Source organism: Sphingopyxis sp. KK2 (assembly GCF_001990265.1).
Lineage (GTDB): Bacteria > Pseudomonadota > Alphaproteobacteria > Sphingomonadales > Sphingomonadaceae > Sphingopyxis.
This window is the reverse complement of the sequence record NZ_LYVN01000107.1, coordinates 1-14,370: the sequence shown is the minus strand read 5'-3', so window position 1 is coordinate 14,370 and position 14,370 is coordinate 1. Positions and strand designations below refer to the sequence as shown.

Here is a 14,370-nt window from a genome sequence, read left to right as displayed (position 1 = left end):
CGCCGACCAACCTTCGCCCCACCCGCACCGGCTCGCTCGCCCGCGAGGCCGATGGCGACTGGCTCGACGAGGCCGAGGCGATCGACGGCGAACCGCCGCGCCTGCGCACCATCGTCACCGTCGAGCATCCCAGGACGATCATCGCGCGCAATACATCGCCCGACATCGGCTTCGACCGTTCGATCAATCCCTATCGCGGTTGCGAGCATGGCTGCATCTATTGCTTCGCGCGTCCTACCCACGCGTTTCACGACCTGTCGCCGGGGCTCGATTTCGAAAGCCGCCTCTTCGCCAAGCCCGACGCCGCCAAACTGCTCCGCGCCGAACTCGCCAAGCGCAATTACCGCGTCGCGCCGCTGGCGATCGGCACCAACACCGACGGCTATCAGCCGATCGAGCGCGAATGGGGCGTGACGCGCTCGGTGGTCGAGGTGCTCGCCGAGACGAAGCACCCCTTGCTCATCACCACCAAGTCCGACCGCCTGCTCCGCGATATCGACCTGCTCGCGGGCATGGCCAAGGACGGGCTGATCGGCGTCGCGGTGTCGGTCACCAGCCTCGATCCCGCCATCGCCCGCACGCTCGAACCGCGCGCACCGCACCCGCGCCGCCGCCTCGCCGCGATCCGCAAGCTGATCGATGCGGGGGTGCCGACGCAGGTCAATATTTCACCGGTCATCCCCGCGATCACCGATCACGAGATAGAGGCGATCATGGCCGCGGCGGCCGACGCCGGCGCGATCCGCGCCTCCTATATCCTCGTCCGCCTGCCGCACGAGGTGGCGCCGCTGTTCCGCGCCTGGCTCGCGGCGCATTATCCCGACCGCGCCGACAAGGTGATGAACATGATCCGCGATATCCGCGGCGGCCGCGACAATGACCCCAATTTCGGCACGCGGATGAAAGGCACCGGCATATGGGCCGACCTGATCCGCGCCCGCGTCAAGCGCGCCGCGCGCGAACATGGCATGGACCGCAAATTCCCGGCCCTGCGCTGCGACCTCTTCCGCCCGCCCGAACGCGACGGGCAGATGGAACTGTTCTAGGCCCCCACCAGCGACTTCAGCTTGTAATCCTTATAATCCTCGCGCAGCTGGCGCTTGAGCAGCTTGCCCGTCGCGGTGTGCGGCAGGTCGTCGACGAAGATCACCTCGTCGGGCATCCACCATTTGGCGATCTTGTCGGCCAGATAGGCGGTGATGCTCGCCTCGCTCACCTCGGCGTCGGGCTTTTTCACCACCAGCAGCACCGGCCGCTCGTCCCATTTGGGGTGATAGACGCCGACCGCTGCGGCCTCCTGCACCCCCGGCGCGCCGAGCGCGGCGTTTTCCAGCTCGATCGAACTGATCCATTCGCCGCCCGACTTGATAACGTCCTTGGCGCGGTCGGTGATCTGCATGACGCCGTCGGGGTGGATCAGCGCGACGTCGCCGGTGTCGAACCAGTCCTCGGCGTCGGTCGCATCCTCGTCGGCGCGATAATAGCGCTGGATGATCCACGGCCCGCGAATCTGCAGCCGCCCGCTCGTCTCGCCGTCGCGCGGCAGGATCTGGTCCTCGTCGTCGACGATCCGCAGCTCGACGCCGAAGGGCGGGCAGCCCTGCTTGGCGACATTGTCGACCTTTTCGTCGAAGCTCATCGCGTCCCAGTTCCACGGCCGCTTGCCCATCGTGCCGATCGGCGATGTTTCGGTCATGCCCCACGCGTGCGCGACCTCGATTCCGTCCTTCATGAAGCGCTCGATCATCGCGCGCGGACACGCCGAGCCGCCGATGATGACGCGCGCCAGCTTGCCATAGCCGATCCCCGTCTTGTCCATATGCGCGAACATCGCGATCCACACCGTCGGCACCCCGGCGCTGTGGGTGACGCCCTCGTCGTGCATCAGGTCGCACAGGACCTGCGCGTCATTGGTCGCCGAAAACACCAGCTTCGCCCCCACCGTCGCGGCCGCGAAGGGGATGCCCCAACTGTTGGCGTGGAACATCGGCACGATCGGCAGGATGACGCTGCGGTTCGACATGTCGAACACGTCGGGCTGGATTTCGGTGATCGCGTGGATGACGTTCGAGCGATGCTCGTAGAGCACGCCCTTCGGATTGCCCGTTGTCCCGCTGGTGTAGCATAGCCCGACCGGATCGCGCTCGTCGAGCGCCACCCACTGGAAGCTGCCATCCTCGGCGTCGATCAGCTCGCGATAGCTTTTGTAATCGCCCTGCGCCGGCGCATCGAACAGGATGAAATGCTCGACCGTCGGCAACTGGCCCCGCAGCCGCTCGACGATCGGCAGGAACATCGCATCGAACAGCAGCACGCGGTCGGCGGCATGGTTGATGATATAGATAAGCTGCTCGTCGAACAGCCGCGGGTTCACCGTGTGCAGCACCCCGCCAAGGCCCGCACTGCCGTACCAGCTGACGAGATGATGGCCATGGTTCATCGCCAGCGTCGCGATGCGGTCGCCCTTGGTCAGGCCGAGCCGCGTCATCGCCGCGGCGAAGCGCCGGGCATCCTTGCCCACTTCGCCCCAAGTCGAGCGCGTCATGCTGCCGTCGGCCCAGCGCGACACGATCTCGCGCGACGCATGCTCGCGCGCGGCATGATCGATCAGGCTGGTGACGAGTAACGGCTGGCCTTGCATCGACATAGGGGCATCCTCTTTATGGCTTTGCTCGGGGATAAAGGCGGCAGGGCGCGCGGCGCAAGGCCCAAGGCGCATTTTCTTACCGTCCGGTCCGTCTCAGCCCGGCAGCCCGTCGAGCGCCGGTACCAGCTCCAGTCCGACATCCCAGTCCGCACGGCTCGCACAGCTGATATGCGCGGTCGGCCGGATAGCGATCGGATCGTCGAGGCTACCCGCCGGCACGACAAGCAAGGCGCCGTCCATCTGTATGCCCGGCAGCGCACTGCCGCATTCGCGGCAAAAGCTCCGTTCGTGGCGGCTGCCGGGAAGGCGATAGGATTTGACCCGTTCCTTCCCCGTCAGCCAAGCTATCGTCGCGCTCGCCGAAAACAGGTTTGCCGCATGCGCCGAGCCGCTGTCCTTGCGGCACCGCGAGCAGTGGCAGAGGAAAAACGCGTCGAACCCGCCCGAAATCTCGAAGCGGACGGCGCCGCAAAGACAGGCGCCACGGGTCGAACCCGTCATCGCACCCTGAAATCCTTCGGCGGCACCAGCGACAGCTTTGGCACCGCGATCCCCGCCACCGTCTCGAGCCGCGCGACGAGATCGGGGTCGAGCGCGAAACGGCGGCCGAGGTTGATCTGGATGTCCAGCCCCGTATCGGGGTCGGGCGTCGTCACGACGATCGTCCCGCGCGCATCCTCGCGCCGTTCGGCGAAGCGCGCGATCTCGGCGATCGCCTCGGCAGCCTCGACCCGGCACTCGAGCTGCAGCGCCGCGGTCGCCGCAATGTCGGCGAGCGGCTGCGCCCCGCGCACCGTCACGCGCGGCGTCTCTTCGCCTTCGAGCAGGTCGAGTTCGACCGACAGCATCGCGCAGCCGCCATCGACCGCCAGCGCTTCCAATATCTTGCCCGCGCCCTCATCGAAGCAGCTCGACTGGAATTGCCCGCTGCGGTCCGAGAGCGTCAGGTTGAGGAAGCGATTGCCGCGCTGCGACATACGCGGTCGCGCGCTTTCGACCATCGCCGCCATCATCATCGGGATGCGCGTCCCCGGCGTCATTGCGACATTGGCGCAGATATCGCCATAGCTGCGCGCGCCGCGCGCCGCGATGATCGTCTCGTAATTCTCGACCGGATGCGCCGAGAAATAGAAGCCGAAGGCATCTTTCTCGCGCGTCATCCGCTCGCCGAGCGTCCAGGGTTCGGCGGCGGGCAGTTGCAGCGCCGGGGCGATCGCGATGTCGCCGCCGAACAGTCCGCCCTGTCCCGTCGATCGTTCATGCGCGCTGCTGTTGGCGCAGGCGAGCAATGCCTCGGCCCCGGCAAAGGCGCGCGGCCGCTCGGGTTCGACCGGATCGAACGCCCCGCCCCCCGCCAGCGCCTCGATCTGGCGCCGGTTGAGCAGTTTCGGGTCGATGCGCCCGGCAAAGTCATCAAGGCTCGCAAAATCGCCATGCGCATGGCGTTCGGCGACCAGCGCCTCCATCGCCTTTTCGCCGACGCCCTTGAGCGCGCCGAGCGCGTAGCGCACCGCAAGCCCCTCATCGCCCTGCCCGACCGAGAAATCGGCCTCGCTGTCGTTGATCGACGGCGGCGCGATGCCGACGTTCAGCCGGCGCATGTCGTCGATGAAGATCGAGAGCTTGTCGGTCTGGTGGCTGTCGAACGACATCGATGCCGCGAAAAATTCGTGCGGATAATGCGCCTTCAGCCAGGCGGTCTGGTACGACAACAAGGCATAGGCCGCCGCATGGCTCTTGTTGAAGCCATAGCCGGCGAATTTGTCGATCAAGTCGAACAGCTCGTTCGCCGCCTTGGGCGCGATCTGGTTATGCTCGCCGCAGCCCGCAACGAAGGTCTCGCGCTGCGCGTCCATCTCGGCCTGGACCTTCTTGCCCATCGCGCGGCGCAAGAGGTCGGCGCCGCCGAGACTGTAGCCGGCGAGGATCTGCGCCGCCTGCATCACCTGTTCCTGATAGACGAAGATGCCATAGGTTTCGGCGAGGATGCCTTCGAGCAGCGGGTGCGGATAGGCGATCGCCTCGCGCCCGTTCTTGCGCGCGCCGAACAGCGGGATATTGTCCATCGGCCCCGGGCGATAGAGCGCGACGAGCGCGATGATGTCGCCGAAATTGGTCGGCTTTACCGCCGACAGCGTCCGCCGCATGCCTTCGGATTCGAGCTGGAACACCCCGACCGTCTCGCCGCGCTGGAGCAGTTCGTAGACCGCCGTATCGTCCCACGCGAGCCCGTCGAGATCGACGTCGATCCCGCGCAGCGCGAGCAGGCGCTTCGCCTCCTTGAGCACCGACAGCGTCTTGAGGCCGAGGAAGTCGAACTTCACCAGCCCCGCGCTCTCGACATATTTCATGTCGAACTGCGTCACCGGCATGTCCGAGCGCGGATCGCGATAGAGCGGGACGAGCTGGTCGAGCGGCCGGTCGCCGATCACCACGCCTGCGGCGTGGGTCGAGCTGTGCCGCGGCAGCCCCTCGAGCTGGCGCGCCATGTCGAACAGGCGGCGGACCCCGTCGTCCTGCTTATATTCGGTCATCAGCTCGGCGACGCCGTTCAGCGCGCGTTCGAGCGTCCAGGGGTCGGTCGGATGGTTCGGCACCAGCTTCGCCAGCCGGTCGACCTGGCCATAGCTCATCTGCAGCACGCGCCCGGTATCCTTGAGCACCGCGCGCGCCTTCAGCTTACCGAAGGTGATGATCTGCGCGACGGTATCGCGGCCGTATTTCTCCTGCACATAGCGGATCACCTCGCCGCGCCGCGTTTCGCAGAAGTCGATGTCGAAATCGGGCATCGACACGCGCTCGGGATTGAGGAAGCGCTCGAACAGCAGGCCAAGCTTCAAGGGATCGAGGTCGGTGATCGTCAGCGCCCAGGCGACGACGCTGCCCGCGCCCGACCCGCGCCCCGGCCCTACCGGAATGTCATGCGACTTGGCCCATTTGATGAAGTCGGCAACGATCAGGAAGTAACCGGGGAACCCCATCTGGACGATGACCCCGACCTCGAAATCGAGGCGCTCGACATAGGCCTGCCGCTCTTCGTCGGACAGATCGGCGATCAGCGCCAGCCGCGCCTCCAGCCCCGCGCGCGCGTCGGCGGCGAGCTGCGCCGCCTCGCCCTCGCGGTCGCCCGCAAGGCTCGGCAGGATCGGCGCGCGCTTCGGCGCCATGAAAGCGCAGCGCTGCGCGACGACGAGCGAGTTTCGCATCGCCTCGGGCAGGTCGCTGAACGCGTCCTCCATCGCCTCGGCGGGCTTCAGCCACGCCTCGGGGCTCGACACGCGCCGGTCCTCGCTCTCGACATAGGCCGATTGCGCGATGCACAGCATCGCGTCGTGCGCGGCGTGGAATTGCGGTTCGACGAACGACGCGGGGTTGGTCGCAACGATCGGCAGCGCGCGCGCATAGGCCATGTCGATCAGCGCCTTTTCGGCCGCCTTCTCCGCCGCATCGCCGCGCCGCGAGAGTTCGATGTACAGCCGCCCGCCGAACAGCGCCTCGAGCTGCTCGACATAATCCTCTGCCGCGGTCTTCTGTTCGCCCGCGAGCAGCCGCGCCAGCGCACCCTCACCGCCACCGGTCAGGCAGATCAGGCCGTCGGTGCGCCCTGCGAGCCTGGCAAAGGTGACATGCGGGTCCTGCTCGACCGGGCGCCCCAGATGCGCGTCGGACACGAGCGCGCACAGATTATTATACCCCGTCTCGTCCTGCGCGTAGAGCGCAATCCAGTCGATCTGCGGCGCGCCATTGACGAGCCGTGGCCCCGGCCGCGCGATGCTCAGGAAGACGCCGACGATCGGCTGGACGCCCGCGGCCTTGCACGCCTCGCCAAACGCCATCGCGCCGTAGAGCCCGTTGCGGTCGCAGATCGCCACCGCCGGAAACCCGCGCTCGCGCGCGGCTTTCGCAATCGCCTTGGGGTCGATCGCCCCTTCGAGCATCGTGTAGCTGGAAAAGACGCGCAGGGGGACAAAGGGGCTGTAGGCCATCGGAGGACGCTAGGCATATGTGACGATTCGGGGAAGGCCCGATACGGCCCCCGGCCCGCATTAAATCGCGTCGCGCTCCACCCATTTCCGCACGATGACGGGCACAAGATATCCGATCGCGAAACCGATCGACACGAGCAGCAGAACGCCCGTCCAACCGAAATTTTCGCGCACCACGAAATAGATGGCGAGCGAAACGCAGATGATCGCGAACTTCTTGAGGAATAGCCGCGTCGTGCGCTTCATTCCGGCCATCAGGGTGCCCCTAGCCCAGCAGTTCCTCGATCTCCTTGCGCAGCGCCTCGGGCTTCGTCGTCGGCGCGTGGCGCGACACCGTCTTGCCGTCGCGGTCGACGAGGAATTTGGTGAAATTCCACTTGATCCCGCTGCCGAGCAGCCCGGTCTTTTCCTTCTTCAAATGCTTGAAGATCGGATCGGCATCGTCGCCATTGACGTCGATCTTGGCCATCAGCGGGAAGGACACGTCATAGGTCAGCGAACAGAAATTCTTGATTTCCTCGGCATCGCCCGGCTCCTGCGCACCGAACTGGTTGCACGGAAAGGCGAGGATTTCGAGCCCGCGGTCCTTATAGTCGCGGTATAATTCCTCCAGCCCCTCATATTGCGGGGTGAAGCCGCATTTCGACGCGGTGTTGACGATCAGCAGCACCTTGCCCTTGTAATCGGCCAGCGACTGCGTGCCGCCGCCCGGCAGCTTCGCCGAAAGATCATAAAGCGCCATTTTGCCCTCCCCTGATATCGATCATCGACACTTCGTCCTCGATGCGTCCATCGTGCAGTCGTAACACACGGTCCATACGAGCGGCGAGCCGTTCGTTATGCGTCGCCACCAGCGCCGCCGAGCCATTGTCGCGCACCAACGCGACGAACTGGTCGAACACCTTGTCCGACGTCGCCTCGTCGAGGTTGCCGGTGGGCTCGTCGGCGAGCACCAGCAGCGGCCGGTTCGCCAGCGCGCGCGCCACCGCGACGCGCTGCTGCTCGCCGCCTGACAGCTTGCTCGGCTTGTGATGCAGTCGCTCGCCCAGCCCCAGCCGCGTCAGCAGCTCCTCGGCGCGCGCCTCGGCCTCGGCCTGCTTCGTGCCGCGGATCAGCTGCGGCAGCACGACATTCTCGATCGCGTTGAAATCGGGCAGCAGGTGGTGGAACTGATAGACGAAGCCGATCTTCTCGCGCCGCGTCCTGGTGCGTTCGCCCTGGTCGAAGCGCGTCGCATCCTCGCCGTCGATCATGATCTTGCCGCCGAAACCGCCTTCGAGCAGGCCAACGGCTTGCAGCAGCGTCGACTTGCCCGACCCCGAGGGACCGAGCAGCGCGACGATCTCGCCCGGGCGCAGTCGCGCGTCGATGCCGCGCAGCACGTCGATGCGCGCGCCGCCCTGCTCGAAATGGCGCGTCAGCGCGGTCAGTTGCAGCACGTCATTCATAGCGCAGCACCTGCACGGGATCGGTGTTGGCCGCCTTGAAGGCGGGATAAAGCGTCGCGAGGAAGCTGAAGACGATGGTCATCACCACCACCACGCCGATCTCGACCGCGTTCGGCTTCGACGGCAATTCGGTCAGGAAGCGCACCGACGGGTCCCACAGATTCTGTCCCGACAGATAACCGATCCCCGCGAGAATTCCCTTGCGGAAGTAAAGCAGCGTAAAGCCTAGCACCAGCCCGACCAGCGTCCCGCCGACGCCGATCGATACGCCGATCGCGACAAAGATGCGCAGCACCGAATCGCGCGTTGCGCCCATGGTGCGGATGATCGCGATGTCGCGCGTCTTGGCGCGCACCAGCATGATCAGCGACGACACGATATTGAACGCCGCGACCAGGATGATCAGCGACAGGATGACGAACAGCGCGACGCGCTCGACCGACAGCGCCTCGAACAGGCTGCTGTTCATCGATCGCCAGTCGGTCACCACCGCCTGCGACGCCAGTTTCTGCGACAATGGCCCCAATATCTCGCCGACCTTGTCGGCATTTTCGGTCTGCACCTTGATCAGCCCGATCTGGTCGCCGGTGAGCAGCAAGAGCTGCGCGTCGGCCATCGGCATGATGATATAGCTCTTGTCGAAGTCATAGACGCCGAGTTCGAAGATCGCCCCGACACTGTAACTGATCTCGCGCGGCACCGTCCCGAAAGGAGTCGACCGACCCGCTGGGTTGATGATCGTGATCTGTGACCCGACCGTCGCGCCCAGGTTGCGCGCCAGTTCGGATCCCAGCGCGACTTCGCCCGACCCGTCGGTCAGCCGCGCCAGGTTGCCCGCCTTGACCTCGCCCTTCAGCACCGAATTGTTGCGGATGTCGGATACCAGCATCCCGCGCACCGCGACGCCCTCGACGCGGCCGTTGAAGGTGGTCAGCAAGGGCTGCTCGATGATCGGTGTTGCCTCGGTCACCCCCGGCGTCGCGCGCACTTCCTTCAGCACGTCGCGCCAATTGTCGATCCGCCCGCCGAAACCCTGGACGACGGCGTGGCCGTTGAGGCCGACGATCTTGTCGAACAGCTCGCTGCGCACCCCGTTGACGACGCTCATCACGATGACGAGCGACGCGACGCCGATCATCACCGCGACAAAGCTGAACGCCGCCGCGACGAAGATGAACCCTTCGCCGCGATGCGGAAGCAGATAACGTTTGAAGATGGTGCGTTCATAGGGACGCAGGATCATAGGGTCGGTCCGCGAAACGCGCTGGAATAGGCGGTCATAGCGACGCTTTAAGCGGCGACCGGGGTGCTGGCAATGGGCGCTTTGGAGCGAAAGGGCCTGCGAATGATTCGCAAAATCTGTTGCCCATCGGCCACAGGGCGCTGGAAAAGCATCGCAACCTAACTGCCAGAGGGTGACAAGCGGCGTCCGGGGGCCTAGCCCGATGACTTCTGGATCACGCGGCTAAAGGCCCGGTTTCAGGGAGTGTGGACGCTTCGCCTCGTCCACGCAAAGGGGGATGGCGGTAGTTCGTCACAGGCGCCCGGGTCTCGCTATCGAGGCCCGGGCGTTGTGATTCTACCCTTCGCTCTCGCTGATATCCTCGAGCATGTCGGTATCGAGCACGCGCACCCGCCCCTGCTCGAGCGAGATGACCCCCGATTCCTCCCAGCTCCGAAGCTGCCGGTTGATATGTTCGCGGCTCATCCCCGCGAAATTGCCGAGTTCGGTCTGGCTGAGTTCGACCCGATGCGTCGTCTCGACGCTGTCCTTGCGAATCAGGCGCTTGAGGTAGCGCGCCAGCCGCGGGCCCGACGCATAGGCGCGGTCGCTCTCGATCGTCTGGTCGGCGGTGCGCAGCCGATGCGCGAGCTGCTGCATCAGCGACCAGGTGAATTCCGGGTGGCTCGACGCGAAATCCTTGAGCGCGTTGCGGCCGAGCTGGAGCGCGCTGCCCGCGCTCGTCGCGGTGACCGAGGCCGTCCGTTCGCCGCCGTCGAGCAGCGCGATCTCGCCCAGCACCGCGCCGGGCTCGGCATAGGCGAGCACGATCTCGCGCCCACCCGCGGTCAACATCGACACGCGCGCCGTGCCTTCGGTCAGGATCAGCATCATGTCGCCCGGGTCGCCCTGGACGAGCAATTCCTTGCCCTTGACGAAATTGATCTGGACCGCGCGGCTGGCGATGTCGGCCCAGTCCTCGACCGTCAGGCCGGAGAATATGCTTTCGGGACCCTGAAGCGCAGCGAGTTTCGCGTGATCCATAAGCCCCGTTTCCCCTATTAAAGCGTGCGGCTTACACCAGCCGGCTGTGCTTCACCGCCGCTTCGATGAACCCGGCGAACAGCGGATGCGGATCGAAGGGTTTGGATTTGAGTTCCGGATGGAACTGCACCCCAATGAACCACGGATGGTCCGGCCTTTCAACGATTTCGGGCAGCATGCCGTCGGGCGACATGCCCGAAAACACCAGCCCGCCATTCTCCAGCCGGTCGCGATAGGCGCCGTTGACCTCATAGCGGTGGCGGTGGCGCTCGCTGATCTCGTTCGCGCCGTAAACCGCCGCGACATGGCTGTTCGGCGACAATTTCGCCTCATAGGCGCCGAGCCGCATCGTGCCGCCGAGGTCGGTGTCGGCGCCGCGCTGCTGCAGCCCCTCGGCGCTCATCCATTCGGTGATCATGCCGACCACCGGTTCGTCGGTCTTGCCGAATTCGGTGCTCGACGCGGCTTCGATGCCGCTGGTGTTCCGCGCACCCTCGATGCACGCCATCTGCATGCCGAGGCAGATGCCGAAGAAGGGCACCCCCCGTTCGCGCGCGAAGCGCACGCTCGAAATCTTGCCCTCCGACCCGCGCTCGCCGAAGCCACCGGGAACGAGGATGCCGTGCAGCGGCTCGAGATTTTCGGCGAGATTGCCGTCATTCTCGAACATCTCGGCGTCGAGCCAGCGGATGTTGACCTTCACCCGGTTCGCCATGCCGCCATGCACCAGCGCTTCGTTGAGCGACTTATAGGCATCGGGCAGCGACACATATTTGCCGACGACGCCGATCGTGACCTCGCCCTCGGGATGCTGCTTGCGGTCCATGATGTCGAACCAGCGCGACAGGTCGGGGTCGGGCGCGTCGTGGATGCCGAAGGCGCGCAGCACTTCGCCGTCGAGCCCCTCGCCATGATATTGCACCGGCACCGAATAGATGCTGTCGGCGTCGAGCGCGGGGATCACCGCCTCCTTCCGCACGTTGCAGAATTGCGCGATCTTGGCGCGTTCGCCCTCAGGCAGCGGCTTTTCGCAGCGGCAGAGCAATATGTCGGGCTGGACGCCAAGCGAGGCGAGTTCGCGCACGCTGTGCTGCGTCGGCTTGGTCTTCAATTCGCCCGCGGCGGCGATGTACGGCACCAAGGTGACATGGACCGACAGGGTCTTGTCGCGCCCCTCTTCGTTGCGCAGCTGGCGGATCGCCTCGATGAACGGCAAGGATTCGATGTCGCCCACCGTACCGCCGATTTCGCACAGCACGAAATCGAGGTCGTCGGTTTCGGCGCGCGCAAAGGCCTTGATCGCGTCGGTGACATGCGGGACGACCTGCACAGTCGCGCCGAGATAATCGCCGCGGCGTTCCTTGGTGATGATCTGCTGATAGATGCGGCCCGAGGTGACATTGTCGCTCTGCCGCGCCGCAACGCCGGTGAAGCGCTCATAATGGCCGAGGTCGAGGTCGGTCTCGGCGCCATCGTCGGTCACATAGACCTCGCCGTGCTGATAGGGCGACATCGTGCCCGGATCGACGTTGAGATAGGGATCGAACTTCCGGATACGGACGCGATAGCCACGCGCTTGCAGCAAGGCGGCGAGGCTAGCCGCCATCAAACCTTTGCCAAGCGAGGAGACCACGCCGCCGGTGATAAAAATGAACCGCGCCATGGGAGGAAAGACTTACTCAACAGGAGGGGGACGGCGCAAGCCGTCGAATCGCACGGCGCGGAAATAAATCCGCGCCGGCGCATGCGGGGAGCGATGGGCGCCGTGCGGCGCTGCCGCTTATTTCTTGGCGGGAGCCGCGGGTGCCGGCGCGGGCGCCGGGGTGTCGGCCGCGGCGGCCGCGGCAGCGGCGGCCAGCGGATCGTCGGTCGGCGCGGCCTGGGCGGGTGCGCCCGTCGCGGGTGCCGGTGCCGGCGCGGTCAGGCCCGAGGTCCCGCCACTCGCCGGCTGCGCCGATTTCGACAACGAGGTGTCGAGCGTCGCGCTGCTGCCCGAGCCGCCGACCGATGCCATTGCCGCGAGGACGATCGACAGGCCGACAAAGGCGGTGGCGAGGATCGTGGTCGCGCGCGTCATGAAATCTGCCGCGCCGCGGGCCGAAAGCAGCCCGGCGGGACTGCCGCCGACGCCCAGCCCGCCACCTTCCGACTTCTGCATCAGGATGACCGCGATCATCGCGGCGGCCACAATGGCCTGTACGACGAGCAGGAAGGTGAAGAGGTTCGACATCGATAATTCCCGGAAAATGGCAGGGGCCGCCACGCGGCCGATCTGGCGGCCCACATAGAGAGGACGCGCGCTTTCTTCAACCCGCTAGCTGGTACGATACGCCTAGAGACCGGCGCCCGCGGCCACGATCGGCAAAAACTTGCCCGCGGTCAGGCTCGCGCCGCCGACCAGCGCGCCGTCGACGTCGCCCGCGCCCAGCAGCTCGGCGGCATTGTCGCCATTGACCGATCCGCCATAGAGCAGCCGCAGCACGCCCGATCCCGTGCCGATGCGTTCGGACAGCGCGGCCCGGATCGACCCGTGCATCGCCGCGACATCCTCGGTCGTCGGGACCAGCCCGGTGCCGATCGCCCAGATCGGTTCATAGGCGATGGCAAGCCGCGTCGGGTCGAAGCTGTCGGGCAGCGATTCCCGCACCTGCGCAAGCACATGGTCGATCGCGCCGCCCGATTCGCGCACTTCGCGCGGCTCGCCGACGCACAGGATGACGTCGAGCCCGGCGCCCAGCGCCGCCTCGGCCTTCGCCTTTACATCGGCATCGCTCTCGCCGCACCCCTCGCGGCGCTCGCTGTGTCCGACGATCACCAGCCGCGCGCCGGCATCGACCAGCATCGACGCCGCGACCGATCCGGTAAAGGCGCCCGACGCGGCGCTGTGGCAATCCTGCCCGCCGACAGCCGCGCCCGGCGCCGCGGCGACCATCGCGCCGATCAGCGTGAAGGGCGGGCACAGCGCAACGTCGACCGCCGGATGCTCGGCGGCGCCTGCAAAGATCGCCTGCGCCTCGGCCAGCGAGTCCGACACGCCGTTCATCTTCCAGTTGCCGACCACATATTTCCGCCGCGCCATCGCCATTCCCTCTTGCTGTTGTTCCGGTTGCGACGGCCCTAGCGGCGGCGGGAGCCGATAGGCAAGACGCGGCTGCGCGGCGCGGCGGCGCTTTCCCGCCTTGATGCCGCTGGCTCACCCGCCTAAAGCCGCACCCAATTGCGCGCCCGCGCATCCATTCGAAAGATTGCCCGCTCGATGATTACCGCGATCCGCAACCTGTTTTCCTCCGTGCTCGGCAAGATCCTGGCGCTCGCCTTCGTCGCGCTGATCGGCCTGATCATGGTGCTCGGCGACGTCACGAACAATTCGCCCTTTTCCGGCGGGGTCGGCGGCACCAATGTCGCGCGCGTCGGCAAGACCGACATCGGCTATGCCGAGTTGCGCGACCGGGTGCGCGGCGCCTTCGACCAGGCCCGCCGCGACCAGCCGGGCCTGACGATGGAGGCCTTTATCGAGGCAGGCGGGATGCAGCAGACGCTCGACCAGATGATCGACGGCGCGGCGTTCACGCAATATGCCGATTCGATCGGCTTCGGGATCAACAAGCGCCTGATCGACGGCCGCATCGCCGACCTGCCGGTGTTCAAGGGCGTGTCGGGCAGCTTCGACAAGGCGATGTACGACGCCTTCCTGCGCAACAACAATATCACCGACGCCGCGCTGCGCGCCGACATCGCCGAACAGATCTACGCCGAACAGCTCGCGGTCCCGGTCGGCAGCATGCCGCGCGTCGCCCCGGGCATGGCGCAGCCCTATGCCGCGCTGCTGCTCGAACGGCGCGAGGGCCAGGCGACCTATATCCCGTCGAGCAGCTTCGCGCCGACCGCCGATCCCGGCGACGCCGCGCTGCAGAAATATCTCGCGGCGAATCGCGCCCGCTTCAGCATCCCCGAACGCCGCGTGCTGCAATATGCGGTGTTCGACCGCAGCTCGGCCCCGGTCGCGGCGGTCACCGACAAGGA

At 66.2% G+C, this 14,370-nt stretch carries 13 protein-coding genes; 2 read left to right on the top strand and 11 right to left on the bottom strand.

All coding sequences use genetic code 11. The features are described from left to right. The coding region (locus B1A78_RS15995) for a PA0069 family radical SAM protein (protein ID WP_077147917.1) at window positions 1-1,046 on the top strand (1,046 nt) is incomplete at its 5' end. On the opposite strand, the gene B1A78_RS15990 is transcribed toward B1A78_RS15995, so the two are convergent. The 11 genes from B1A78_RS15990 to tpiA form a co-directional block, all read right to left on the bottom strand. Further along, a complete protein-coding gene (locus B1A78_RS15990) occupies window positions 1,043-2,647 on the bottom strand; it encodes a long-chain fatty acid--CoA ligase (protein WP_077147916.1) in 1,605 nt (534 codons plus the stop codon). The genes B1A78_RS15995 and B1A78_RS15990 overlap by 4 nt on opposite strands. Before the next feature lie 93 nt (window positions 2,648-2,740). Further along, the gene (locus tag B1A78_RS15985; RefSeq protein ID WP_077147915.1) at window positions 2,741-3,148 is read right to left on the bottom strand and encodes a GFA family protein; all 408 of its coding nucleotides are present in this window, start codon (window positions 3,146-3,148) and stop codon (window positions 2,741-2,743) included. Beyond that, entirely contained in the window at window positions 3,145-6,633 is a 3,489-nt protein-coding gene (gene dnaE / locus B1A78_RS15980; RefSeq protein ID WP_077147914.1) for a DNA polymerase III subunit alpha, read from the bottom strand. Before dnaE ends, B1A78_RS15985 begins: the two co-directional genes overlap by 4 nt. A 60-nt stretch (window positions 6,634-6,693) precedes the next feature. Further along, window positions 6,694-6,888, bottom strand: coding sequence for a hypothetical protein (locus B1A78_RS15975; RefSeq protein WP_077147913.1), 195 nt, complete (start codon window positions 6,886-6,888; stop codon window positions 6,694-6,696). A gap of 10 nt (window positions 6,889-6,898) precedes the next feature. Beyond that, complete coding sequence (locus tag B1A78_RS15970; protein ID WP_077147912.1) at window positions 6,899-7,375, bottom strand: glutathione peroxidase; 477 nt, start codon at window positions 7,373-7,375, stop codon at window positions 6,899-6,901. Continuing rightward, window positions 7,362-8,081 carry an ABC transporter ATP-binding protein gene (locus B1A78_RS15965; protein WP_077147911.1) on the bottom strand — a complete coding sequence of 240 codons (720 nt, stop codon included), beginning with the start codon at window positions 8,079-8,081 and terminating at the stop codon, window positions 7,362-7,364. Before B1A78_RS15965 ends, B1A78_RS15970 begins: the two co-directional genes overlap by 14 nt. After that, window positions 8,074-9,324 carry a lipoprotein-releasing ABC transporter permease subunit gene (locus B1A78_RS15960; protein ID WP_077147910.1) on the bottom strand — a complete coding sequence of 417 codons (1,251 nt, stop codon included), beginning with the start codon at window positions 9,322-9,324 and terminating at the stop codon, window positions 8,074-8,076. The genes B1A78_RS15965 and B1A78_RS15960 overlap by 8 nt, the downstream gene beginning before the upstream one ends. Before the next feature lie 336 nt (window positions 9,325-9,660). Beyond that, the gene (locus B1A78_RS15955; RefSeq protein WP_077147909.1) at window positions 9,661-10,347 is read right to left on the bottom strand and encodes a Crp/Fnr family transcriptional regulator; all 687 of its coding nucleotides are present in this window, start codon (window positions 10,345-10,347) and stop codon (window positions 9,661-9,663) included. 31 nt (window positions 10,348-10,378) lie between these two features. Further along, window positions 10,379-12,010: a CTP synthase gene (locus B1A78_RS15950; RefSeq protein WP_077147908.1), complete on the bottom strand. Its 1,632-nt coding sequence runs from the start codon at window positions 12,008-12,010 to the stop codon at window positions 10,379-10,381. Window positions 12,011-12,127: 117 nt separating this feature from the next. Beyond that, a complete protein-coding gene (gene secG, locus B1A78_RS15945) occupies window positions 12,128-12,577 on the bottom strand; it encodes a preprotein translocase subunit SecG (RefSeq protein ID WP_077147907.1) in 450 nt (149 codons plus the stop codon). Between the two features lie 102 nt (window positions 12,578-12,679). After that, window positions 12,680-13,426, bottom strand: coding sequence for a triose-phosphate isomerase (gene tpiA / locus B1A78_RS15940; protein ID WP_077147918.1), 747 nt, complete (start codon window positions 13,424-13,426; stop codon window positions 12,680-12,682). Window positions 13,427-13,603: 177 nt separating this feature from the next. On the opposite strand from tpiA, the gene B1A78_RS15935 reads away from it, so the two are divergent. Then, a partial coding sequence (locus B1A78_RS15935; RefSeq protein WP_179102066.1) for a SurA N-terminal domain-containing protein occupies window positions 13,604-14,370 on the top strand: 767 nt, incomplete at its 3' end.